This window comes from Sorangium sp. So ce296 (assembly GCF_051529605.1).
GTDB classification, from domain to species: Bacteria; Myxococcota_A; Polyangia; order Polyangiales; family Polyangiaceae; genus Sorangium; species Sorangium cellulosum_D.
The window spans coordinates 10,791,829-10,815,987 of the sequence record NZ_CP150325.1; the positions used below are offsets into that span (position 1 = coordinate 10,791,829).

The window sequence follows — 24,159 nt, forward strand, 5'->3', positions numbered from 1 at the left end:
CGGGCGCCTCGGATGGCGATTCACATCCGATCAAGATGAGCGCGAGCAGGGTAAGGCGGGACTGCAGGCGCGATCGCTCGGAAAGCAGCGGCTTCACGTGACGATTCCTCCGGCTGAGCTGCGTGGTTCTCGCGGCTTCGCGCGACGCGGCCAGGGGCGAGCCATGGGCCGACTGTGCCCGCCAGGGCGAGCGCGCGATCGCCAGCGCCCGGGAGGTGAGCAATCGCCGAGCCACGCGGCTACACGCGGCGTCGGGCCAGCTGCCAGAGATTCGTGCCGCTCAGATCATCGAGGAATACGCCTGGATGTGGAGCGCGGACCCGCCATGGGGAACTTGCCCTCGCAGCAGCTTCGCGGCGGCGCGTCCGACGACTTCCCGACAGATCGACGTCGCCCAGCCAGCTCGTCCCCGTAACTCAGGCGCAACAGGCGTAACAGGCCCAACGGGGGCCGCGGGGGCGCGCGCTGAGCTCCCGGTCAGGGCAGGGGGCTGAGCGGTACGCCGTCTGTCCCGCCGGACACGTCGCGTCAGCTCAGCGATCGTCGCTCGCCCGGAAGCTGTCCGGGTCGATCCCGTACCGCTTCAGCCAGCGGTGGATCTGCATTCGCTCCTTGCCCATCGCGCGCGCCACGGCCGCGATGTTGCCCTCGTGCTGCCGCAGGAGACCCAGGAGCGTATCGCGCCTGGCGTCGTCCTCGCTGCTCCGGGCAGCGGCGGTGCCGCCGAGGGCCTCCTGCAACTTCGACGGCAGGTGATCGAGCCCGATCTCTCGCTCGGCCCTGGCGAGCAGGATCGCCGAGGATACCGCCTTGTCCAGCTCGCGGACGTTTCCAGGCCACCTGTGCTGAAGGAGCGCCCGCACCGCGCGAGGGCGGATCCGGAGCTCCCCGGCGAGCTCTGGATCGGCGCGGCGCAGGAGCGCCGCGAGCAGGAGGCCGAGGTCCTCCCGCCGGGCGCGCAGCGGCGGCAGCTCGACGCGGTGCCCGGTGAGCCGATTCAGCAGATCCGCCCGGAACCTGCCGTCCTCGACCATCCGGTCGAGCGGCTGGTGCGTCGCCGCGACCACCCGCAGATCCACGCGGAGCGCGCGCGTGGCCCCCACCGGGCGCACCTCGCGCTCCTGGAGCACCCGCAGCAGGACGGCCTGCGCCTGCGCTGGCATATCGCCGATCTCGTCAAGGAAGAGCGTCCCGCGATCGGAGGCGCGCACGAGGCCGGGGGTGTCCGCCACCGCGCTGGTAAAAGCTCCCTTGCGATGCCCGAAGAGCTCGTCCTCGATGAGCTCACGCGGCAGCGCCGCGCTGTTGACCGGGACAAACTCGCCGGTGCGGCCCGAGAGCTCGTGGATCGCCCGTGCCAGGAGCTCTTTGCCGGTCCCGTTCTCTCCCTCGACGAGCACCGGGACGGTCGACTGCGCGATCAGCGAGAGCCGCGCGAAGATCCGGCCGAGAGACGGCACCATGGTCGACAACCCGGGGACGGACGGCGGCAGGCTGGCGCCGTCGAGCAGCGAGGGCTCCCCCTCTTCGAGGGACACCGCCTCGCGGTAGATGAAGAAGGTGTAGCCGATCTCGATCACATCGCCGTCGACGAGCTCGGCGCGCGTCCGCTGGACGCCGTTGACGATACAACCGTTCCTGGAGCCGAGGTCCTCGAGCTCCCATTGCCTCGTGGACCGCCGGAGGACAGCGTGCCTCGACGACATCCGTTGATCCTCGGAGCGGACCTCGAGGATGCGGCGCGCGCCCTCGTCTCGGCGCAAGAAGGCTCGCGGCCGGCCCCGGCCGACGACCACCTCGTCGAAGCCGTGGAGAGACATGCGTGCTGGCGGTGCGAGCGGACGATGGCTCTCGAGCACGAGGTAGAGATGCGGGCTGCTCGGGCGCTCCGAGAGCTCACGGGACTCGGACGACGACGAGAGCGTGGTGCTGGTATCGCGAGCGCCGGGCACGAACCACTGCCTACCCAGTCGCGCTCACGCGGTCAATACGCGCGGGAGCATGTGCCGGGGCCGGTGCGCGGGGCGGCTGTCGCGGTCACGGAGCACCGGGCGCCAGACGGCGTATCTGCCGTCCGCCGGCTCTCGCCCGCAGCCGCGATCGCGATCTCGCCCCGCACGGACGCGAGAGGTCCCACGCGAGCGGCAACCGTCCCACTCGGGTGAGCCGTCCCGGTCCATCTCTCCCCCTGGGCCGAGCTCCGTTGCACCGGCCGCAGCGCCCCGCGCCGCTGCGAGACCGCACCGATGCCGCAGCGACACGCCTTTCACATGGCCGCGCCGCACCCCGGCCGCCCCGCCATGGTCCGCCCCCGGCGCGCCCTGGACGCGAGCCTCTCGGCCGCCTGGGGCGCGCGGCTCATCGTGAACGGCCTCTCGCCCCTCTCTCACCCTGGGCCCCACCCCATCGCAGATGCATTGAGCCCCAGCGCTCAGCGAATCGAGTGTTGCTGGATTCCAGCGGGACGAGCTTCCGAGACCGATGCCTCACGACGCCGTCCCTCGCGGTCGCTGGCGCGCAGCGTCAGCCGCGAGGTGGCTGAGTCGATGACTCGGGGTCGCCATCAACGGGTGGACACTATCCGGCGGTGCCGGCCGAAGAGCTCTTGTGTCCTACATGAGCACATGAAAATGAATCAGCGCATCGGGAAATGGTCGAAGCATGTTGACGGATGCCGTGTATTGACAGTAAACATTGGATGCTAGGCTCGACCCGACCAGGTGCGATTCTCTTGCTGTACACGATCGACCTCCTCAACCGAATCTGCTCGGCCTGCGGAACGGCAACGTGGTAACCGTCAACCGAGGTACTTCATGCTCAGCAATGCTGCTCGTCTCCTGATGGTCTCTGCTGCTGCTTCTCTCGCGCTCGGCGCCGCGCCCGCCGAGGCGTGCCAGGACATCGCCGATGAGGCGCTCGCTCTCGCCGCGGCTCAGACGCCGCTCGCCAGCGGCGCATCGCTCCTCACGCTCATCCAGAAGAATATCTGGGGAGTCAACAACACGGACCTCTCCTTGCTCTGGGGGTCATCCAGCCCGAGCTCCGCCGTTTACTACGACAACGCCGTCGATCTGATCGATGTCCCGGGCACTGACCCGGGCGATGATTTCACGCCGGTCTCGAGCGTCGCGGACATCGCCCCGGGCGACGTCCTGGTGATCGACGCGACCGGCACCTACAGCGGGCACACCGCCATCGTCACGGGGCTGCCGCAGCAGATCACCGCGATCAACCCGAAGATCGGCACCTACACGCAATGGGCGTTGCCGATCGTCGACTCCACCACCTCGGTGCATGGGTGCAGCACCATCTATCCCGACGACCGCTTCACCGCCTCGGCGCCGGGCTCGTGCACCGGGACCTTCAGGGGAGGGGTGGGGACGGCCTTCATGCGTATCTACGCCGATGCGACGACGGGAGCCCTGACCGGCCACACCTGGAGCGTCACCTCGGGCGGCACCTTCTACGCGCAGAGCGGGACGACTTACCCCGTGCGCTCCTTCGTGATCGCCAGGGTGCAATCCTGCCCCCTGCTCTGATCCGCCGCTGAGCGCCGCGCCGGCGCGCGCCTGCCGAGCGCCGGCGCGCGCCTGAGATCAACGAGCGCTCTCGTCGCTCCGCACCTCTCCAGCTCGGACGTCCCCGCCTCTCGCGGGCGCGGAGGACCTCGGGCTCACCGCATTCCCTGCTTCTGATCAGCCGCGGGCACGCGGCAGAGCTGCGCGATGCCGCGGCCGCTCAGCCTCTCGCTCGTCAGCTCGAACTGCGGCACATACATGCAGAAGCGCCCGCTCTTCTGGGTCGCGATGCTCGCCCGGCGCGAGATCATTTCCTCGAGCTCCGAGCGCGTGACGGCGGTGTCCGTCTTCAGCGTGTCCGTGACCCGGAGCTCGGGCGTGTTCGGGCAGCTCATCGAGGCGGAGACGGTGAGGTTGGGCTTCACCCTCTCCTGGCCGCCGGCCCCTGGGCCTGCCTGGCCCCCGCCCTGCGCGCTGTCCGCCTGGCCGCCTTGGGCGCCGCCGGCCTGAGCGGCTGCATGGGCCTGGCTGTCGCCCTGAGCGCCGCCGGCCTGGCTGCCGCCTGGAGCACCGCCCGCCGGAGCCTGGCTGCCGCCGGTGTCACGGCTGCGATCCTGAGCGCCGCCGGCCTGAGCCTGGCTGCCGCCGGCAGGGCCTTGCGCCGCGCCGCCGGTCTGGCCCTGCGCGCCCGCGCCGCCTCGCCCCTGAGGGCCGCCGCCCGGCTGAGCGCCCGAGGGCTGCTGCGACTTGCCCGCCGGGGCCGGGTCGATCCGGCCGTTCACGGAAGCGGTGTAGGTGCACCCTTCCTCGACTTTAAATGAGATCTGCTCCTTGAGCGTCATCGCCTTCTTCTGGCGTTGCCCCTGTTGCTGCTGCTGCTGCTGCTGTTGCTGTTGCGCGCGTTGCCCACCGCTCGCGCCAGGCTGGTCGCCCTGCTGCCGCGCGCCGCCCTGCTGCGCGCCGCCCTGCGCCGCCCCGCGGGCGCCGCCCTGGTGCGCGCTGCCGCCCTGCTGATGCGCGCCGCCCTGGGCCGCTCCCGGCGTGCCCGACTCGCGCTGCTGCGGCGGGCTGGTGCTGCCCGTCTGAGCGGCCGAGAGCGCCGGCGCGGCCGCGAGCACGCCCATGGCGAGCGCGAGATGAATGGACCGATTCGACTTCATATTACCCCCCCAGCGTAGAACCTGTTTCCGATCGTCTTCGTCACCACCTCAGGCCGACCGCCCGCCTAGGCGGCCCGCTCCCAGACCTTCCGCGACAGCGCGTCCTTGATCCACGCGAGGTGCCGCTGCTCATCGGCGTAATTGCGCTCGACGATGGCCCGCGCCTCGGTCGTGAGCGACTCGTTCAGCGCCCCCTGGTACTGCCGGTTCGTCAGCTCCTCGTTGCCGCGCATCGCGAGCAGCGCGCTCTGATCTCCCATGCTCGTGATCGCCGTGAACCCTTCGATGAGCTTGCCCTTGAGGTCGCGGCTCGCCGCCGGGGCGCCGCCGAGCGACGTCACGTGTGCGCTCAGATCCACCACGTGGCGCCCGTGATCGTCCCTGAACCTCGCGAGCATCTCCCTGGTCTGAGCGTGCTCGCACGCCTTGATGGCCTGGTCGTAAGCGGCGATCGCGTCGCGATCGAGCTGGATGAGATCGTTGAGCACCTCGATGACGTCTCTCGCCATGATCGACACTCCTTCCGGGGTCGCGCTCCGCGCGGACCCCCCCGCCGACCACCTTGGGCATTTGCGCGGGGACGCAAGCCGCGCGCGGGCTGTGCGCCGAGCCTGGCGTCGCCGTGGCCGCGCTCGGCTCGACGGCCCGCGATGAGCCGCGGCCGGCGGCGGTCGCGAGGGGCTGCCTGGCAGCCCGTTCAGCCCGGCGGCCTCGACCTGGCACGGACCGTGAACCCCGTCGGGAAACCCTGACGACCTCCGCGGACCGGCGCGGCCAGCGCCGGCCACGCGGGGAGATGGGATGTGCCTATGAAACGCTCTTTCGGCTCCTCGATCCGCGCCGCGCTCGCGCTGCTCCTCGTCGCCGCCTCCGCGGCGTGCGCCGAGGGGCTCGCGAACGCGCCGAGCATCAACCGCGAATGGACCTCGGACGACCGCGAGCACGACGCCATCGCAAACGGCCCGCGCTCGTGCCCGAGAGAAGGCCCGGATCCGCTCGCGCCCCCCGGCGAGCAACGCGAGATCTGTCCCAAGGTCTCTCCGCCGACCCTGCCCAACCTCGCTGCCACGCCCTGACCGCCCGATCGAGGCCGTGCTCGCTACGAGACGGCAGAATGTCCCGGCTGAGGCGAACTGCCTCAACCCGCAGGAACGATCCTACGGCTCCGGCGCGCCGTCCTTCGCCGTGGAACCGGCCGCGGGGGGGCGGCTCCGCGGCTCGCCGGCGGGGCACTCGCGGAGCCCGGCGTCCGCGGAGGCGGGGGTGGACCGGTCGGTCCGGCGATGCTGCGGCGCGATCGGGATCGTGACGGGCTCCTCGATGAGCTCCGGGGCGAGCGCGCCGCCTTCGGGGACGAGGCGCGGCTCGCCGGGCCTGCGATCCTCGGCCACCTTCCACGCGCGCGGCACCTCCCGCAGGCCGACGGGGTAGATGGTGAGCCCCTCTCGGTGGACGTGAATCCGCAAGAAGTTCTTGTAGTCCTCGATCTGGAGCGCCGAGAACGCCTCGTTGCCGTGGCGACGCGCCACGTTGAGCGAGATCAGGAGGTAGATGCCCATCAGCGTCGACCCGACCACGGCGCCGGTCACGCCGACGAAGAGCGTCACGCCGATGATGCTCCACATCGACTGGAGGTTCCGGACGTCGACGCCGAGCAGGGCGCCGCCGGCGTAAGCGAGCCCCAGCGCGGCCCCGAGGTGCGCGAGCGCGTGGAGCGAGCCGGCGAGGCGGCGATACCAGGTCTTGTGCGTGTCGGTGAAGACGATGAACACGAGCAGGACGACGAGGACCCACGCGACGGCGCCCGGACCGGGGCGGGGCAGCGTCAGCGACGAGAGCATGTAGACGAACGCCGCGACGGGCCAGAAGCCGAGGTTGTACCGGGCGAACAAGAGGTTGCGCCAGGTGAGGCGGCGCGACTCCGTCTCTGACGGGAATGACGCCTTCAGGGTGTAGGGGCGCTGGTCCGCGCCCGCGCCGGAGCGGACCACGGCGACCGGCTCGCCGTGGGTCGGGTGGAGGAAGGCGCCGCCGCCGCCGGCGATGATGTTCTGCCGGCCGTCCGCGGACTCGTGGCGTCGATAGTGGTGCAGATCTCCGGCGATGCGCGCGACGACCTCGATCCCGGGCCGCGCGTCGGCGAGCTGCTTCTCGAAGAAGGCGAGGTTGCTCTGGAGATCGGGGTTGTAGATGGCGCCCTTCACCCAGTCGGGCTCGGCGGTGCAGAGGACCACGCGATCCCCGTCGCGCATCTCGTGCCTCGCCAGCTTGCAGAAATACTCGATCTGCGGTTGATCGATGTCGGACTCCAGCTGGATGTCCACGCCGAGCAGCCAGAAGCCGTTGGGGAGCCTCAGCGCGAAGTAGCTCCGCGACTGGAGCGTCTTCCACGCGCCGAGCGTGCGCTTCTGGCCGAAGAGGCGCATGAAGCTCATCAGCCCGTCGTACCAGTCGTGATTGCCCGGGATCGCGAACAGGTGAGGCGGCTCCTTCACGTCCGCCTTCGGGAGCGCGGCCGCGTAGGGCTCGACGAGGCGCGTCCAGTACGCCTGCCGCGTGGCCGAGGGATACACCTGGTCCCCGCCCATGATCAGCACGTCTCCGCGCCGCGTCTCCCGGCCGCCGAGCGAGAGCGTCGGCCGGGCGAGCAGGCTCGCGATCGCATAGGTGGGGTTGAAGCCATCGCCCGTGTCCGCCACGTAGTCGATCCAGATCTCGTCGCGCGTGAGGCCGTTTCGGACGGCATAGTCGAAGGGCGGCTGCGGCCCCGCGATCGCCTCGATGAGCCGGAAATCGCCGCGCGCGCCGATCAGGCGGGAGACGGTCAGGTCGAGCGCGGCGCGGGCCAGCTGGAACGGGCTGTACCAGCCCGTCATGGTGCTCCGCTGGAGCGCCTCAAGCCGCTCGCGATCCCGGCGATCGATCATCCATTCCCTCCCGTAGCGCAACGGTATCACCGCCGGAGCGCGGCGTCGCCTCCGCGCCGCGGCGCCGGATCGTGGTCAATCCTGCGCCGCGAGCTCACCGGGGGATGCCGGACGACCCGGGAGGCCGCGCGGGGCGCGCGATCAGGCGCCGTCCTTGAGGCAGTTGGCGAGCTCGCTGAGGAGCTTGTCGGTCGCCTCCAGCCCGCTCGTGAAGACCTCGCCGTCCCTGGGGCGACGGGAGAGCCGCATGTCGGGCGAGATCCGGTAGGGCGAGCCCTTCGGCTGGACCAGCCGGAGCACCTTGGCGTGGTCGAGCGGGGTGTCCTCGCGCAGGTGCAGCGTGACCCCCTTGGCGCTCGCCTCGCACGCGAGCGCCTTCAGCCGGCGCAGCTCGGTCTTCAGCCGCATGAGGTGCACGAACCGGCGCGCCTCGATGGGCGGCGGGCCGAAGCGATCCTCCATCTCGACGGCGAGGTCCTGCACGTCCTCGGCCGAGCCGGCGCCGGCGAAGCGCTTGTAGAGGGAGAGGCGTACGCCTACGTCGGAGATGTACTCCTCGGGCAGGAGCGCATCGGCGTCGAAGGAGAGCTCGGTGTCGACGTCGTGGACCACGGGCTCGCCGCGGAGCTCGTGGACGGCCTCGTCGAGCATTTGGCAGAAGAGCTCGAAGCCGACCTGGGCGACGGTGCCGCTCTGCTCGGCGCCGAGGAGGTCGCCGGCGCCGCGCAGCTCCAGGTCGAGCGAGGCGATCTGGAAGCCGGAGCCGAGCTCGGTGTGGCGCTCGAGGGCCTCGATGCGGGCGCGGGCCTCGTCGGTCATGGCGTTCGGGGGCGGGACGATGAGGTAGCAGTAGGCCCGCTCCTTGGAGCGGCCGACGCGGCCGCGCAGCTGGTAGAGCTGCGAGAGGCCGAACATGTCGGCGCGGTCGATGAGGATGGTGTTGGCGCGGGGGATGTCGAGGCCGCTCTCGATGATGGCGGTGGCGCAGAGGACGTCGTAGCGCCCCTCGACGAAGTCGAGCATGGCCTGCTCGAGGTTTTGCTCGCTCATCTGGCCGTGCGCGACGCAGATGCGGGCGCTCGGGACGAGCTCGGCGAGGCGGGCGGCGCGCTCGTAGAGGCCCTCGACGCGGTTGTAGACGTAGAAGACCTGGCCGCCGCGGCCGAGCTCGCGGAGGACGGCCTCGCGGATGACGGCCTCGTCGTGGCGGGTAACCACGGTGCGGATGGCGCGGCGGTCGACCGGGGGGGTGGTGATGATCGACATGTCGCGGAGGCCGGAGACCGCCATCTGGAGGGTGCGGGGGATGGGGGTGGCCGAGAGCGTGAGGACGTCGACGTTGGTCTTGAGGGCCTTGATGCGCTCCTTGTGGGTGACGCCGAAGCGCTGCTCCTCGTCGACGACGAGCAGGCCGAGCCGCTTGAAGTGGATGTCCTTGGAGAGGAGGCGGTGCGTGCCGATGACGACGTCGACGCTGCCGTCGCGGAGGCCGCGGGAGACCTCGTCCTGCTCCTGCTTGGTCTGGAAGCGGGACATGGCGCGGACCTCGATGGGATAGGAGGCCATGCGGGACTTGAAGCTGAGGTAGTGCTGCTGCGCGAGCACCGTGGTTGGACAGAGGACGGCCACCTGCCTGCCGGCGTTGGCGGCGCGGAAGGCGGCGCGGATGGCAACCTCGGTCTTGCCGAAGCCGACGTCGCCGCAGACGAGGCGGTCCATGGGACGGCCGGACTCGAGGTCGGCCGCAACCTCGGTGATGGCCCGCGCCTGGTCGGGCGTCTCGTCGAAGGGGAAAGTCGCTTCGAAGGCACGGTAATCGTCGTCCGGAGACGGAATGGGCTCGGCCGTGGCCGCGCGGCGCTCGGCGTACAGGCGCAGGAGCTCGTCGGCCATCTTACGGACGCTCTTCTCGACCCGCGCCTTCGTCTTGGCAAAGGTCTGCCCGCCGAGCCGATCGAGCTTGGGGGCGCCTTCGCCGCCGCTGAATTTCTGGATCTGGTTGAGGCGGTAGACCGGCAGGTAGAGCTTGTCGCCGCCGGCGTACTCGACGGCGATGAGGTCGACCGTGGTTGCACCGACCTGCTTGTGGACGAGGCCGAGGTACCGTCCGATGCCGTGCTCTACATGGACGACGTAATCGCCGACTCCCAGGTTGCGGAGATCCTCGAGGAAGGCCTGCGCGGGCTTGGCGGCGGAGGCGGAGGCGCGAGCGGCGCGGCGGTGGGCCCGGGCTCCGAAGATCTCCTCTTCTGTGACCAGCGCTAGCCCCTCGGCCGGAGCGATGACGCCACGCGCAAGGGAGCCGGTGACGACGAGGGCGGTGTCGCGTGGGACGATCGAGCTGCTGCCGTCGAGGAACGCCGGGTCGAACGGACCGAGGTTGGCCTTCACCCGCACGTCTCGGTGGCGGAGCAGCGCAACCAGGCGCTCAACCTGGGTCTGTGCGCGCGCGGCGATTAGCACCCGCAGGCCCGCTTCTTGCCATGCGACGACGCGGCGGACGAGCGGGTCCAGAGCGCCATGCTTGCCCCGTGAAGCGCGGGCCGCCTTGATGGCACGCTCGAGGTCCGACTGGTCCCGCGTGGCGATCGAGGGGGCATCCTCGGGGACGACCTCGAAGCGCTCCAGCGAGTCCTGACTTTCCACAGCGCCTTCGACCCCGGTGCGATGTAGCGCAACCACGGTGCGGTCCCCGAGCCACGACGCGACGTGCGCCTCGTCCTCGTAGAAGGCGCCGAGCGGGAAGTGCGGTTCGCGATCCTTGTGGCTCCGGTCGGCGGCGGCGCGACCGAGCTCGTCGCGCAGGGCGGCGGTGAGGGAGGCCGGATCCTCGAGAACGACGAGCGCGTCGCCGGGCAGGTACGAGCTGAAGGCGGCGAGGTCGATGTACGCCGGCAAATAGCCCTCCGCCCCGAAGAAGGCACGGCCGCTGGCAACGTCGTCGACCAGGGCGCGCGCCTTGGTCGAGGGGAAGTCGATGGCGTCGCACGCGGCACGGACGCGCTGGCGGGCGCGCTCGACATTGCCTGGCGTGAGGATCGCCTCGCGGGCCGGCGGCAGCCAGACCTCCTTCACGTCGGCGACCGTGCGCTGATCGTCGGGGTTGAAGGTCTTGATCGAAGCGATGACGTCGCCGTAAAAATCGATGCGCACTGGCAGCTCGGCCGAGGGCGCCCAGACATCGAGGAGGGCACCGCGCACGGCGAAGGAGCCAGGGTCCTCCACGAGGGGGCTGCGCACGTAGCCAGCGGCGCCGAGGCGGGCGGAGAGCGCGTCGCGATCCATCTCCTGCTCGGCGATGACGAGCTCGGCGTGATCGGTGACCTCGTCCTTGGGAACGACCTTGCGGGCGAGCGCGGCGACGGGGCAGACGAGGACCGACCACGGCAGGTCCATGCCGAGGTGGAAGAGCGTGGCGAGGCGGGTCTGGGCGCCGCGGCGGTCCGGGTTGACGTCCGCGTAGGGGCTGGCCTCGTTGGGCACGTAGAGGAGGACGCGACCAGAGGCCGTGGAGCCGGTGGCCTCGGCGTCGTCGGCGTTTCGGTCGGCGAGCAGGAACGAGGCGTCTGCTGCCAGGGCGCGGGCACTGTCGACGTCAGGGGTGAGGGCGACCATGCGGCGGCCGGCGGCCGCTGCCACGAGGCGACGGATGACGAGCGCGCCGGCCGAGCCGGCTGAGCCCGTCACGTGGAACGTGCCAGGTGGCGCTGAGGCGAGCTCCGCGGCGAGATCGCGGGGGGTGACGATCCGGCGGTCCGAGGGGAGGTCGAACGACGGGAGCGGCTCGTGGTCGGCCGGCGTGGAGGCGGGAGGGCCGCTGGTGGAGGTGTCGTTCGAGGCGGTGTCGTCGAGGCCGCCTGAGAGCTCGCTGAGGGTAGCGGTGAGTGGGGAGCTTGCGGGGGAGAGGAGGGAGCGCTCGGAGGGCATCGGCGCAGCGCGGTCTAGCATGGGCGGCGCCATCCGACCCGACCGGGCGCTATCTGCAGCCCCGGACCGGCTCCGCGACCCTGAGCGCATCCGCGAGAACCCCGACCGCACCTGCGGATCCAGCACGGACCCGACCGCAAGCGGACCCGGGACCGCGCGGTGCTGACCGCACGCGGTCCTGACCGTGGTTGCGGCGCGCGGTCCTGACCGTGGTTGCGGCGCGCGGTCCTGACCGTGGTTGCGGCGGCGGCGGCGGACCGTGGCTGCGGCGGCGGCGGACCGTGGTTGCGGCGGCGGCGGCGGACCGTGGTTGCGGCGGCGGCGCAGCGGCGGCGCACGCGAACACGACCGTGGTTGCGCAACTGCGACCAGACCGACCCGACCGTGATTGTGCAGTCCTCGGTCCCATCCAATCGCGCGCACAGGCGCAGTCCGGTCCTCCTTGGCCGCAGTTGCGCGTCCTCCGTGGTTGCGCCGGTCCTTCATCCATAGAGTAGGTCGATACGCTCCAGCTCATGGTCGTGCGACGGGAGAGGGAGCACCCGTGACCGACGCTTCCTCCTCGTTGATGTTCAGGTATGATCACCCTGTCTATGCTTCAGCGAGCTCGCCGCGATCGACGCTAACCCCGTGGAACACACGCATCCACCATGTCCCGATGGGGAAGATTGTGTCGCGTACACCAGCTCGCCATTGTTCAAGTGATCTGCGATATGCGGTGCGGAAGGCGTACATCGCGGCGATAGCATTGTTTCGCGCATCTGTTCGTCCGCGCCCAACCGCGAATGTTGGGTTGAGGCCACGGATCGGTTCGATAGTTGTCGCGCGTTTGTAAGGGGAAATCTTGCCTGCTCGTGCACGCCCGAGGAAGCTAAGTCCCTGTTGCTTCAGGGTGGCACGAGCCTGCTTTTCCTGCAGATCGATCTGTATTGTGACCTCGCGCCTAAACCGCTCGGCGTCGCTGTCCGCGATCATGGGCGGAAGTGTGATTGGTACGGTGGCTTCTTCGGTCCACTCGGGGTTCTTCGGATTGAAGTAAATCTCAGGGCGTCGGGCGCGCAGTGTGCCGCAGCCGAGTTCGCGGACGAGCACTTTGGCGCCGGGCCATTCGTGAGCATGCTCGACGAGGCCGGCAATCACCGGATTGGCAAGTGTGTAGGCGATCTTCTCCACCAACGCATCCCTTGTTGATAAGTGTACTACGCTCGTTGCCTCATGGTCCCATATTGGACCTTCCCAGGCTCGCAGGATTTTTGCTCCGAGCGCGACAATGCGGTGGAACCGCTGGAGGAAGCGTGGAAGCTCGCCACGCGTATCTGTGACAACAAGATGAAGATGGGTGGACATCACACAGAGTGCGTGCACGAGGACTCCATAGCGTTGTGCCGAGACCGCCAGGCTATAGACCACGAGTCGTGTGATGGCGGAATCGGGTCGGAGGAGGAAGTGCCGTCGCAGGACCCGGCGCGTGAGAAGGTAGGTAGCGCCAGGGACGATCGCTCGGGGCTGACTCATGTTCGTGGGCCATACCAAGAGTCGTGCCACGCTGCGAAAGCGGCTGATTCGGACGATGTTGACGCTCCTCGGGTGGCGGCCGCCACCCTCTCCGCCACGTCTCGCCAGTGGAGCAACGATCTCGTCGATCGGTAAGTGTGATTGACCTAACAAATTTGAAAGCGGGGAGATGTGAGAGGTATTACGTTGTTTGAGGATCCAAAGGTCGAGAGATCCGAGATCCATAGATTCGTCTCAACGTGGTTCGAGGCCATCGCCGCCCGCCCGAACGGACCGTGGTTGCGATTCGGCCCGCTCCACCAACGGACCGTGGTTGCGACCGCCCCGGCGCGCGACCGCCTAACCGACCGTGGTTGCGGCCGCCCGTGGTTGCGGCCGCACGCGACCGAACCGACCGTGGTTGCGACCGAAGCGCGAGCGCGAAGCGCGTCACGCCCGGGTTCTCGTAAAGCGGACTCCGGACATACCGGTTCCGGTACGAGCGGGCCTGGCCGCCCTCGACCGCGATGCCTGGGCCATCCCATCGCCGGCGAATGCGTTGGGCGACCATCCAGTCCGCGGCTTGACCCGTTGCGACCATACCAGCCCAACAGCTCGCTCGGGATCTTTCCGAGCACCTCGCGCGGCTCCACGGTCACCTCCTCGGAGACCGGTGCGTTGTTGCCCAGCAGGTGAATGGGCGGACGGACGCCTGATGCGGTCGTCATGAGCTCTCTCCCGTGTTGCTGCGAGCAACCGACGTGCAGCCCCGACCTTTTTCCTTGTCAGGCTTGTTCTCTCGGCCCCCCTCAGCCGCCCGCCGGCGGTGCCTCGCAGCTGCGTCGCCGCCCAGGCCACCGCCTCCACGGCGCTGCAGATGCGCCAGCGACCTCGAATCTCGACCGGTCGTGACCCCTGCCAGGGACGCGTGAGCCGGACGGCGCGCAGCGCAGCGGAGGAAAGCGAGGTGCGACGGCGCCCCGCGCGTCGCGCCGTGACGAGCCCCGCGCCGCCCCGCGCTCTCTGCTACAGGCGGAGCCCGCCGCCCAGCGACGCCCCCCACACGGTGGCCCCTCGCTGCCCGGCGAGGCCGAACGGCGCATCCACGTTGACCACGCCCTGCGCGCGCACAAAGACCGCCTCGATCTCCGCGTGCGCGTACAGGGTCGCCGACCACTGCGAGAAATTGCGCCCTGCGAGGGGCGCCGACTGCGCGAGCATCTGCACCCGCAGCCCCGGCGTCACCGGCCCGAGCCGCAAGCCCGCGTGCGCGGCGGCCACGATCGCGAGCCGCGATGGAGTGGAGTTCACCGAGACGAGCACCGCAGGATCCAGCTCGGCGCCGAGCACCACGCGCGCCAAGAGCTCCGCCCGGCTGCGGAGCAGGAGCGCGATCGGGATCGCGTTCGGCGCCCACATCCAGGGGTCCGCGAACCCGCGCGCCGCGCTCGCGACCGCGTAGTTGTACTCGACCTCCGTGTTCGCCGGGATCGTCCCAGGGAACGTCGTGAGCGGCGGCGCAGCCCCGAGCCCCGCATGGATCGATCGCCCTCGCCCCTCGACCAGCGCCGCCTGCAGCGTCACGAACGGATTCCCGAACCGGAACGACGAGCGCCGCGCTTCGCCCTCCACCTGGAACGTGGTCCAGGCCGCGGTCACATCCAGGGTCGCGCTCAGCCACCGGTTCAGGCGAGCGCCCGCCGCCACCTGCGGGGCGACGTGCGCCGTCGCCTGCTCGCCGTCCTGCGGCGAGGCCGAAAAGATGCCGTAAAGCGCGACATACCCGCGGTCCTCCGGCCGCATCGGCATGTCGCCCACGCCCTGCGCCCGAGCAGGCGCCACGGCCAGCGCGCCGGCCGCGACCGCGGCGAGCGCGAGCGCCCGCCCTCGCCCCCTCACTTCGTCCTCCGGAACTTCTGCACACCGCGACCCCTCAGGCTGGTCACGTAGACGCTCCCGTCCCGGCCCACCGCGATCCCGTGCCCCCAGTCGATCTCCCCGGGGCCGTCCCCCGAGGTTCCCCACCGGTCCACGATCTCCCCACCGAGGTTGAGCCGCAGCACATGCCCCCGCGGCCGCTCCGGATCCTGGTCGCCACCGTCGACCACGTAGACATGCCGATCGGGCCCGAAGGCGATCGCCCATGGCCGCCCCAGCGCGGCGCTCTTCCACTGCGCGAGGTAGCCGCCGTCCGCGCTGAAGACCTGCACGCGCGCGTTCTCCCGGTCCGCCACATAGACCCGCCCCTCGTCGTCCGTGGCGATCCCGTGCGGCGTATCGAACTGCCCCCGCCCGAAGCCCTTCTCCCCCCACTCCGACAGGAGCTCGCCGCCCGCAGAGAAGCGCGCGATGCGAGCGTGGTTGTAGCCGTCCGCCACGTAGACGTCGCCGTCCAGGCCGAAGGCGACGTTCGTCGGCCGATCGAGCTGCTCCGGGCTCGCCGCGCACCCGAGCCCCGCGAGCGACGCCAAGAGCCACACGCCGCTCCTCTTCTTCACGGCACCTCGCCGAGGGTCATCACCACCTTCCCCTCCGCCGTCAGCTTGAACACCCGGTTCTGCTCGGAGTCCGTGACCCACACGAAGCCATCCCGGTCGACCTCGATCCCGTGCGGATAGACGAACAACCCCTCACCCCACGCGTCGAGCAGCTCCCCCGTCTCCGGATCGAAGACCAGGATGGTCGCCTCCCCGATCGGCGCGTCGTTGCCCGACGCGCGCCCGGCCGCATGGCTCACCAGCACGCGCCCGCGCCCGTCCACCGCCACGTCGAGCGCTGGCCCGAACACCATCCCCTCGGGGACGCGCGGCCACCCGTCCACCACCTCGTACGGCCCCACCGGCGCGTCGTCCGCCGCCGGCGGCCGCGACGTGCACGCCCCCGAGAGCCCGCCCGCCGCGAGCGCGAGCCCCACCGCGAGCGCGCGCCCCCCGCGGGGCGCCCCGGAAGCCACCGCCTCAGCCCAAAGCAATCCCATATCCATCCGGCATAACAGTGTTATGCTGCGCGCGTCAACGGGCGAAGCACGGACATGGCAGGATCGCGGGTATGGGTGTGACGGACGCCGATGAGCCGGTGGAGCGCGTGTTCCAGGCGCTCTGCGAGGGTCGGCTGGCGCGCGACGATCTCACCGCCCGCAAGATCGCCGCGTTCCTCGGCCAGACGACGATGGTGCTGTACCACCACTTCGGCTCGCTCGACGGGTTCCTCATCCGCGTCGACGGCGCCGGCTGGCGGCGGCTCGCGGGGCTCCTCGAGGCGCGGGCGCGCGCCGGCGCCGACGCGCGGTCGCTCGCCGTCGCGTATGTCGAGTTCGCGCTGCGCCACCCGGACCTCTACTGGCTGATGGCCGAGCGCCGCTTCGACCGCGCCCGCCTGCGCGAGGAGGGGCGCCTGCGGCTCGCGCGCCCGCTGTGGAGCGGCTTCGTCGAGCTCCTGCGCCGCTACGGCAGCGCGCGGCCGGCGGAGGACACCCACGTGCTCTTCGCGGGCCTCCACGGCATCGCGATGCTCGCGCTGAGCGGGCGTGCCAACCTCGGTGAGGCTCCCGCTCCGGACGAGGAGGTGGCGTTCGCCGCGGCGCGACGGCTCGCGGACCTCGTGCTCCCCGCCCGCCCCCCGGAGCCGCCCGCACCGCCGCCGATCGGCGACCGGGGCCCGCGGCGCAGCGCCTGATCCGGTCCACCCCAGGCGCCCGCCCGCGCCGAGGGCGCGCGCCATGCTCCGCGCGCGACGCCCGGCCCGCCCGGCTCGCCGCACGGGAAGAACAGGAAAGGGCGTCGAGGCAGGCCTTCGCGCCGGGCGCATCGGCCCCGCCGACGGGCGGCGTGCGTCGGCGTTGCCCGAGAACGACCGCAGCGCATCGGGCCGCTCCGCTGGACGGGCCGTGCCATGTGGGGGAAATCGGCACGTCCTGCGAGCTCGCGGCATCGATCTCCGTTCGGAGGTGCTTATGCGCGCGCGACGCAGGATCGCTTTGTGGCTCGGCGGGGGATTGCTCGCCGCCGGCGCGGGTTGCGGCAGCGACGAACCGGCGGCGCCCGCCGCGGCTCGGCTCGCGATCGCCGCGGGCGAGGACCGCGACGTGCATGCGCCCGACGCGCTCGGCCCCCAGAGCCAGGCGGCGATCGCCGCGAACGCGGACGCGAGCATCCTCGTCGTGACCTACACCGATCCGCGCGGCGCGCTCGCGAGCCCGATCCGCCTGTCCGGCGTCGCGCGCTCCACCGATCGGGGGAGGTCCTTCGACGAGGTGCTCGACCCGAGCGGCGAGCGCGGGCTGCCCTCGGCCCCAGGCGGACAGGTGCTCGGCGACCCCCGCGTCGTCCACGATCCGAGCCGCGACGTGTTCATCAGCGCCTCCACCTACGTTCGCCCCGCCGACGGCGTCCAGGGCCTCTGCATCCACGGCTCGAGCCCCGGCAGCGCGGCCGGGACCTCGTGGTCCGCGCCGGTGGAGGTCGCTCCCGCGTTCGTCGCGGGGGAGAGCGCCGAGCAGGCCTCCATCGACGTCGACGCGGCGACCGGGCGCCTGTCCGTCACCTGGGTCCAGCGCGGCGGCGCGTCGCCCAAGGTCCTCTACAGCCACTCCGACGATCTCGGCCAGACCTGGTCGCCCGCGGCCGTGCTCGCGCAGGCGCCGGCCGGCGGCGACCTCGACGGGCCGAACGCGCGCGTCGTCCCCGGGGCCATCGATCGAGAGTCCATCGTCTATGCCGTCTTCCGCTCCATCGAGCCGGGGACCTCGCTGCGCAACATCGGATGCCGCCGCTCGACCGACGGCGGCGCCACCTGGGAACCGCTCGTCCTCCTCGACGCGGCCGGCTACCCCCCGGAAGACCAGGTCCTCGGCGTGGACCACGCGAGGAGCTCCCCGTCGATCGACGTCGACCAGGCCACGGGCCGCGTCTACGTGGTCTATCCGCGGAGCGGCGACCGGGGGACGGGCGACATCGCCCTGCGCTCCTTCACGGAGGAGTGCGCCGCCGGCGACGCCGTCCTCCTCAACAGCGATCCTGGGCGCGACCGGGCCCAGCTCTTCCCCTTCGTCGCCGTCGACCGAACGACGGGCACCGCGCACGTCGTCTACTACGACCAGGATGTCGCCGGCACGGGCGATCTGACCGAGATCATGCACACCGCGTCGAGCGATCAAGGCGCCTCCTTCAGCCCCCCTGCGCCGATCTCGGACCACCCCTTTCACGCGGGCCACGGCAACGACGTCTCCCGCCCGAACCTCGGCGATCGCATCGGCGGCGTGGCGCTCGCCGGCGAGCTCTACAGCGTCTTCGGCATGACGGCCGAAAAGCCGCGGTTCGATGAGGGACAGCCGACGTCGACCTCCATGATCGCGCCGAACGTCCACCTCGACGCCCTCGACGAGTTCGCGCGCGTCCCGCCGCTGCGCGCCGCGGGCACCCGGATCGCGGACACGGCGTGCGGCGCGCTCGCGAACGAGCGCGTCGATCCTGGGGAGCTCATCGAGGTCGGCGTCTACCTCGAGAACTACGTCGCGAACCCGGTCTCGGGCAGCACCACCGTCTCCGGGATCACGGCCACGCTCGAGACGGAGACGCCCGCCGTGACGGTCGCGCGGGCGAGCGCGACCTACCCCGACATCGAGCCGCTCCGCGTCGCCGCGAGCGACGCGCCGTTCCTCCTCACCACGGCGCGGGACTTCACCCCTGGCGCGCCGATCGATCTGACGCTCACGGTGAGCTCCGCACAGGGCACGATCGAGCTGCCCATCCAGCTCGAAACGGGCGTGCCGGGCGACCCGGAGGTCCTCCTCGAGGAGGATTTCGACGACGCGAGCCCGCCCGCGCTCCCCTCGGGCTGGCAGTCGGTGCGCGAGGGCGGAGCGGCCTCCGCGTCGCCGTGGATCGTCGCGCAGACGCTGACGCCCGGCGACAACGCCGCGTTTCACGATGAGGAGCCGGCGACGTCGCACGTCGCGCTGGTGTCTCCCGCCGTGACGATCCCGGAGCGCTCCGGGGAATCGCACGTCACGCTCGACTTCGATCTCACCTACGAGCTGGAGGACGATCCGCAACGGCTCGTCGAGGCGTTCGACGGGCTGACCTTGCGCGTGGAGGATCTCACGGCCGGCGCCGCGCCGCGCGCGGTCCTGGCCGAGGCGTTCGCCGAGCAGATCTTGACGGGCGCGAGCCACCATTTCCCCAAGCACCTTCCCGCCAGGGACGACCCGGGATACTTCGGCGATCAGTCGGTCTGGTCGGGGAGCTCCGGCGGGAGCAAGCGCGTGTCGATCCGCTTCCCTGGCGCGGGGCTGGTCGGGCGGACCGTCCAGCTCCGGTTCGACTACACGCAGGACGATACCCTCGTCTGCACGGATATCGGGCGCCCCGGGCCGTGCGGCGTCGCGATCGACAACGTCGTGCTCGCGGCGGTGCCGGTCGCGACCGGGGCCTGCGGGGCGGATCTGGCGCTCACGCTGAACGACGCGCCGGATCCCGTGTCGCCCGGCGCGCAGTTCGTCGCGACGATCGGCGTCTCCAACCAGGGGCCGGGCGACGCGAGCGACGTGGTCGTGACGTACGTGCTGCCGCCCGGGGCGAGCTTCGTCGGCGCCTCCGGGGCCGACTGGACGTGCAGGCTGGCCACCGAGGGGCTCGTGTGCCGGCGCGCGTCGCTCGCGGCGCTGGAGACCTCGTCGATCGCGGTCACCCTGACCGCGCCCGCGCTCACGCCGCCCGCGGTCGCCCTCGAGATCGACAGCACGGCGAAGGTCACCGCGCGAGAGCACGACCCCGCGCCGGAGAACAACCAGGGCGTGGCGAAGACGAACGTCTCCGTGCCGACGCGCCTGATCGGCTACCTGACCGTGGTCAGCGAGCGCAAAGCCGGCGACGACGTCTCCTATGCGCTGCTCATCAACAACACGGGCGGTCGCGCGCAGCCCGACAACGCGGGGTTCGAGTTCGTGGATGTGCTCCCGCCGGAGCTCCTGCTCGAGGGCGCGGTCGCGGAGGAGGGCGCGATCACGTCCGATCCCGCCACCAACACGATCGGCTGGGACGGCGTCATCGCGCCCGGGGAGTGGATGTTCATCACGATAGAAGCGACGCTCCGGCCTCGCACCGAGGGGCTCGTCGTGAGGAACCAGGGGAAGCTCTTCTTCGACGCCGACTCGGATGGGGTCAACGAGTCGAGCGTGCTGACCGACGAGCCCCTGTTCGCCGGCGCGGCCGATCCGACGGTCTTCATGGTGCGGCCCGCGATCTGCGGAGACGGCGTGCTCGGGCGGGGCGAGTCGTGCGACGACGGCAACCGGCTCGACGGGGACTGCTGCTCGGCGCGGTGCACCGCCGAGCCCACGACGCTGCTCTGCCGCGTTTCGAGCTCGCCCTGCGATCCCGGGGAGTACTGCGACGGCGCAGGGCGCTGCCCGGCGGACGTGACCCTGCCGGACGGGGACCTCTGCGACGATTTCGACGTCTGCAACGGCATCGAGCGGTGCTTCCAGGGGGCTTGCGTGAGCGACATGCCCCTCGACTGCGACGATGGGGATGAAACGACCACGGACGAGTGCCACCCTCGCTTCGGCTGCCGCAATCTACCGACCTCGGATCCGGGCGCCTCCGGCGGGGGCGCCGGTGGCGGCTCGGGCGGCGGCAATGTCGGCGGTGGGCGCGACGCGGCGGGCGGCGGCGCAGGCGAGGGCGGTGACGCAGGGCAGGGGGGTGACGCGGGCGGCGGCGGCGCAGGCGAGGGCGGTGGCGCAGGCCAGGGGGGCGACGCGGGCGGCGGTGGCGCAGGAACGAGCGGCGGCGGCGGCGCAGGAGCGAGCGGCGGCGGCGGCGCAGGGCAGGGGGGCGATGCGAGCGGCGGCGGCGCAGGAACGAGCGGAGGCGGCGCAGGAGCGAGCGGCGGCGGCGGCGCAGGCGAGGGCGGCGGCGCAGGGCAGGGGGGCGATGCGAGCGGCGGGGGCGCCGTCGGCGGCGCTGGCAGCGCAGGAGAGGGGGGTGGCGGCACGGCCGCAGCCGGGGGCGAGGGGGCTGCCGGGGAGGGCGGCGCCGCGGCGAGCGGAGCGGGCGGCGGCGTCGGCGGAGGCCGGGAGGCGGCAGGCGGGGCAGGGGGAGGGGATCACGCCGGCGGAGGAGCGCCCTCAGACGAATGCAGCTGCTGCTTCAACATCAACATCAACTGCGCGGTCGCCGCCGTGGGCGGCGAGGCAGGGCGCGCGCCGGGCCCGTCCCGCGCGCTCGCGCTCTACGGTCTCCTCCTCGCGCTCGGCAGCGCGCGCCGCGCCCGCCGCCGCTGACGGCGGCGTCGGCGCGCGCCGGCCCGAGCGCGGATGTCCGATCACCGATAGAGGAAGACGCCCTTCAGGTCCTCGGTCTGCGAGATGGGCGTACCGCCCTTCTTCGAGGTGGCCCTGAACTGGTAGATCATCCCAGGCATCAGCGCCGGACCGTCGTACTCGACAGAGACGTTCTCGCTCCCCGACACCCTGGGCACCTCGAGGTTCTCCCAGAGCTTCGCCCCGAGCGCGTCGAACAGCGTCACCTCGTAGAGATCTTCGCTGGAGTCGTCCTCGAAGACGAACGTCGGTGTCCCGCTCACCTCCTCGAGCGAGCTCGCGCCGGGCGAGGCGACGGCGAGCGCGCCCGTCACCTTGAACGACTCCTGCACCGGCAGATCCTCGCCGGAGACCTTGATGCGCACGATCTCGGTCCCGCCGATCGACGTGTCGGGATCCCGCACGAGCGCGTCGTTCTCGAAGGCGGCGAGGATGACGTACTCGCCGTCGGGCACCCCGTCGATCGAGAACTCGCCGGTCACGTCGCCCTGCCGGAGCCCGCGCGGCGTCTCGCCGCGGGCGGTCATCTCGTCGAACGTATCGGCCACGACCAGGATGACCGAGGTCGCGCTCCCGCCGGGCGCGTTCACGATCTCGACCTTGCCGCTCACGACCGCCGTGGCCGCTCCGGTCTCGTGCAGATCCACGCCGGCCGTCTCCTTGCCCGCGCCGACGGTCGCGCTCGCCGTGTCGAGCGCGAGGCCGGCGCCGTAGCCTTTCACCGTGACCTCGCCCGCGGGCACGTTGAAGATCGTGTAGCTGCCGTCGAGATCGGCCGCGCCGGTGGCGCCGCCCGCGACGAGCAGCGTCCCGCCGGGCTGGTCGGCGCGGACGACCCCGGAGATGGAGCCGAGCCCGTCGCTGTCGGGCAGCGGCAACAGCGCGACCTCGGTGGCCGCCGACGCGATCCCGAGCGGCTTGCCCGACGCGGTCGAGAGGTCGATGGGCAGCGCGACCCGCGGCGCCTTCGGGAAGGTCTCGTAAGCGAGCGCGTCGGCGCGCAGCGTGACGACGGTCTCGACCGGCGCCCCGCCGGCGTCGCGCCGCGCGGGCACCGCGAGCTCGTAGCTGCCGTCGGCGCCGGTGACGGCGACCCGGGAGATCACGGCGTCGTTCGCGTCCCGGGCGAGCACGCGCGCGCCGGCGATGCCCTTGTCGTCGAGCGAGTCGTAGACGCGGCCCTTCAGGGTCACCGGATCGAAGCAGGCGGGCTCGGCGCCCTCCACCTCCTCGCACACCTGCGGCGCGGTGCACCCCGTCTGCTCGGCCACCGAGCAGCGCTTCGGCTGATCCTCGTCGTCGCCGCCACACCCCATCCCCAGCGAGGCGCAGAGCATCCCAACAGCCATCGAGCGCATCCTCATCGACTCGTCTCCTTTCAAACGATGTTTCGTCGCCGCAGACACAATGTCTCAGCTCGCGGGCGGTCAGCGCTGCGTCCCCCCCAAGCTCGTCTCCAGCTCGCACGGACGCAATACACCACGGAGGCGCTGCGGGCACAGAGGAGAGTTGTAACAAACCTCCGTGTCTTCAGCGCTCTTCAAGGCTCCCTCCCTGGCCTGGAATCCAGGGAGAGCTCGCGCTTATCGGTGCTACTTCACGATGGGCTGGCAGCAGCCCGTGATGCAGTAGTAATCGGCGGCACAAGGCTCCTGGCCGGCGAGCCCGCACGGCTGGACTCCCGGCGCGCACTGGCCGCCCGGGTCGCCGCCGCCGCTCCCTGCGGCGCCGCCGCCGGCCCCGTCGCCGCCGCTGCCGGCCGCGCCGCCGCCGGTCCCTCCGCCGCCGGCGCCCGTGCCGGCCTCGAAGCAGTCGGCGGGCAGCGTGTCCTTGCCGAGGCACAGCTCGCAGCGGCCGCAATCGTTGAGGCAGGCGTCCACGGGCGTGCACGGCTCGCAGCGGCTCGGGTCGGAGATGCCGTCGCGCGAGCACGAGCCTTGGCCGGTGCCGTCGGCGTCGGAGCCGAGCCAGACGTAGAGGCCGCTGCCCGCGGGCAGCTCGCAGCAGCCGAAGCAGTCGCAGCCGTTCGGCGTGAGCGGACCGCAGACATCGTGGCAGGCATCGGACTGCTCCATCTTGAGCTGGCTGCAGCTCCTGCCCTGGGCGCCCGGCGTCGATGCCGCAGGGTTGTACGCGCACATCGACCCGTTGATCGACTCGGGGTGATAGTCGGGCGCGACCTCGTTCGGATCGCACTGATGGTTCCAGTGGCAATCGTCGTTGCCGGACCCGGAGTCCTGGTCGAAGTAGCAATCGACGGTGCACGCCGGCCCTGCCTGCCCGGGGATCCCGCCGTAGTAGCTGTCCTCGGTGTTGTCGCACGCGCCGAGGCAGTCCGGGTCCTGCGCGTCGAGGAGCCCATCCCCGTCGTTGTCGATGAGATCCCCGCACTGGTACATCTTGCCCTGGCACGTGACGGTGGTCGTCGGGGTCGGGATGACGCCGCCGCCCGCGCCGCCGGTGCCCGCCCCGGCCCCGCCGCCGCCGCCGCTGCCCCCGCCGCTGGCGCTGCCGCCGCCGCTCGCGGCGCCGCCGCCGCTGTCGCCCGCGCCCGCGCCGCCGGACGGGGCGGCGCCATCGACGACGCCATCGCTACAGCCGGCGCCGAACGTGAGCCCGAACAGGGTGGTCAGCAACGAAAGAGAGAGCGGCAGAGCTAGGCGCATGGTGTCTCCAAAGGTGGCTCCAGACGACCCACCCGCAGCGCGGCTGCGGAGCGAGCGTGCCGGCGCGTTCAGTCGGAGCAGTTACATCGCCGCGCAGCCACGGCTCAGAAAAATGCTCAGATCGGGGAAGCGGCCGAGCCCGCC

At 71.4% G+C, this 24,159-nt stretch carries 15 protein-coding genes; 4 read left to right on the forward strand and 11 right to left on the reverse strand.

Annotation, left to right across the window (positions count from 1 at the left end):
- Positions 1-533: 533 nt before the first annotated feature.
- Complete coding sequence (locus WME98_RS40045; protein ID WP_437946940.1) at positions 534-1,706, reverse strand: sigma 54-interacting transcriptional regulator; 1,173 nt, start codon at positions 1,704-1,706, stop codon at positions 534-536.
- 1,107 nt (positions 1,707-2,813) lie between these two features.
- Between WME98_RS40045 and WME98_RS40050 the strand changes: the two genes are divergently transcribed.
- Positions 2,814-3,539: a hypothetical protein gene (locus WME98_RS40050; protein WP_437946941.1), complete on the forward strand. Its 726-nt coding sequence runs from the start codon at positions 2,814-2,816 to the stop codon at positions 3,537-3,539.
- Positions 3,540-3,673: 134 nt separating this feature from the next.
- On the opposite strand, the gene WME98_RS40055 is transcribed toward WME98_RS40050, so the two are convergent.
- Both WME98_RS40055 and WME98_RS40060 read right to left on the reverse strand, forming a co-directional pair.
- A complete protein-coding gene (locus WME98_RS40055) occupies positions 3,674-4,678 on the reverse strand; it encodes a hypothetical protein (RefSeq protein ID WP_437946942.1) in 1,005 nt (334 codons plus the stop codon).
- Between the two features lie 65 nt (positions 4,679-4,743).
- Positions 4,744-5,187 (reverse strand): PA2169 family four-helix-bundle protein, encoded by a 444-nt coding sequence (locus WME98_RS40060; protein ID WP_020735094.1) that lies wholly within the window; start codon positions 5,185-5,187, stop codon positions 4,744-4,746.
- Between the two features lie 300 nt (positions 5,188-5,487).
- Here WME98_RS40060 and WME98_RS40065 point away from each other — a divergent pair, with 300 nt between their 5' ends.
- Entirely contained in the window at positions 5,488-5,754 is a 267-nt protein-coding gene (locus WME98_RS40065; RefSeq protein ID WP_437946943.1) for a hypothetical protein, read from the forward strand.
- Between the two features lie 81 nt (positions 5,755-5,835).
- Here WME98_RS40065 and WME98_RS40070 read toward each other — a convergent pair whose 3' ends face one another.
- The 6 genes from WME98_RS40070 to WME98_RS40095 form a co-directional block, all read right to left on the reverse strand.
- Positions 5,836-7,605, reverse strand: a complete 1,770-nt coding sequence (locus WME98_RS40070) for a metallophosphoesterase (RefSeq protein WP_437946944.1) — start codon at positions 7,603-7,605, stop codon at positions 5,836-5,838.
- A gap of 141 nt (positions 7,606-7,746) precedes the next feature.
- A complete protein-coding gene (gene mfd, locus WME98_RS40075) occupies positions 7,747-11,553 on the reverse strand; it encodes a transcription-repair coupling factor (RefSeq protein WP_437946945.1) in 3,807 nt (1,268 codons plus the stop codon).
- Positions 11,554-12,123: 570 nt separating this feature from the next.
- On the reverse strand, positions 12,124-13,047 hold the full coding sequence (locus WME98_RS40080) for a transposase (RefSeq protein ID WP_437954072.1): 924 nt from the start codon (positions 13,045-13,047) through the stop codon (positions 12,124-12,126).
- Positions 13,048-14,052: 1,005 nt separating this feature from the next.
- Positions 14,053-14,925 (reverse strand): hypothetical protein, encoded by an 873-nt coding sequence (locus WME98_RS40085; protein ID WP_437946946.1) that lies wholly within the window; start codon positions 14,923-14,925, stop codon positions 14,053-14,055.
- Positions 14,922-15,524 (reverse strand): SMP-30/gluconolactonase/LRE family protein, encoded by a 603-nt coding sequence (locus WME98_RS40090; RefSeq protein WP_061627751.1) that lies wholly within the window; start codon positions 15,522-15,524, stop codon positions 14,922-14,924. Before WME98_RS40090 ends, WME98_RS40085 begins: the two co-directional genes overlap by 4 nt.
- A complete protein-coding gene (locus tag WME98_RS40095) occupies positions 15,521-15,997 on the reverse strand; it encodes a hypothetical protein (RefSeq protein WP_437946947.1) in 477 nt (158 codons plus the stop codon). The genes WME98_RS40090 and WME98_RS40095 overlap by 4 nt, the downstream gene beginning before the upstream one ends.
- Before the next feature lie 77 nt (positions 15,998-16,074).
- Here WME98_RS40095 and WME98_RS40100 point away from each other — a divergent pair, with 77 nt between their 5' ends.
- A complete protein-coding gene (locus WME98_RS40100; protein WP_061627749.1) occupies positions 16,075-16,701 on the forward strand; it encodes a TetR-like C-terminal domain-containing protein in 627 nt (208 codons plus the stop codon).
- A 277-nt stretch (positions 16,702-16,978) separates the two neighbouring features.
- Positions 16,979-21,310 carry a hypothetical protein gene (locus WME98_RS40105; protein ID WP_437946948.1) on the forward strand — a complete coding sequence of 1,444 codons (4,332 nt, stop codon included), beginning with the start codon at positions 16,979-16,981 and terminating at the stop codon, positions 21,308-21,310.
- Positions 21,311-21,351: 41 nt separating this feature from the next.
- Here the strand turns inward: WME98_RS40105 and WME98_RS40110 are convergent, their stop codons facing one another.
- Together WME98_RS40110 and WME98_RS40115 are read right to left on the reverse strand one after the other, a co-directional pair.
- Complete coding sequence (locus WME98_RS40110; RefSeq protein WP_437946949.1) at positions 21,352-22,698, reverse strand: hypothetical protein; 1,347 nt, start codon at positions 22,696-22,698, stop codon at positions 21,352-21,354.
- Positions 22,699-22,941: 243 nt separating this feature from the next.
- Positions 22,942-24,015, reverse strand: coding sequence for a hypothetical protein (locus tag WME98_RS40115; RefSeq protein ID WP_437946950.1), 1,074 nt, complete (start codon positions 24,013-24,015; stop codon positions 22,942-22,944).
- Positions 24,016-24,159: the final 144 nt, after the last annotated feature.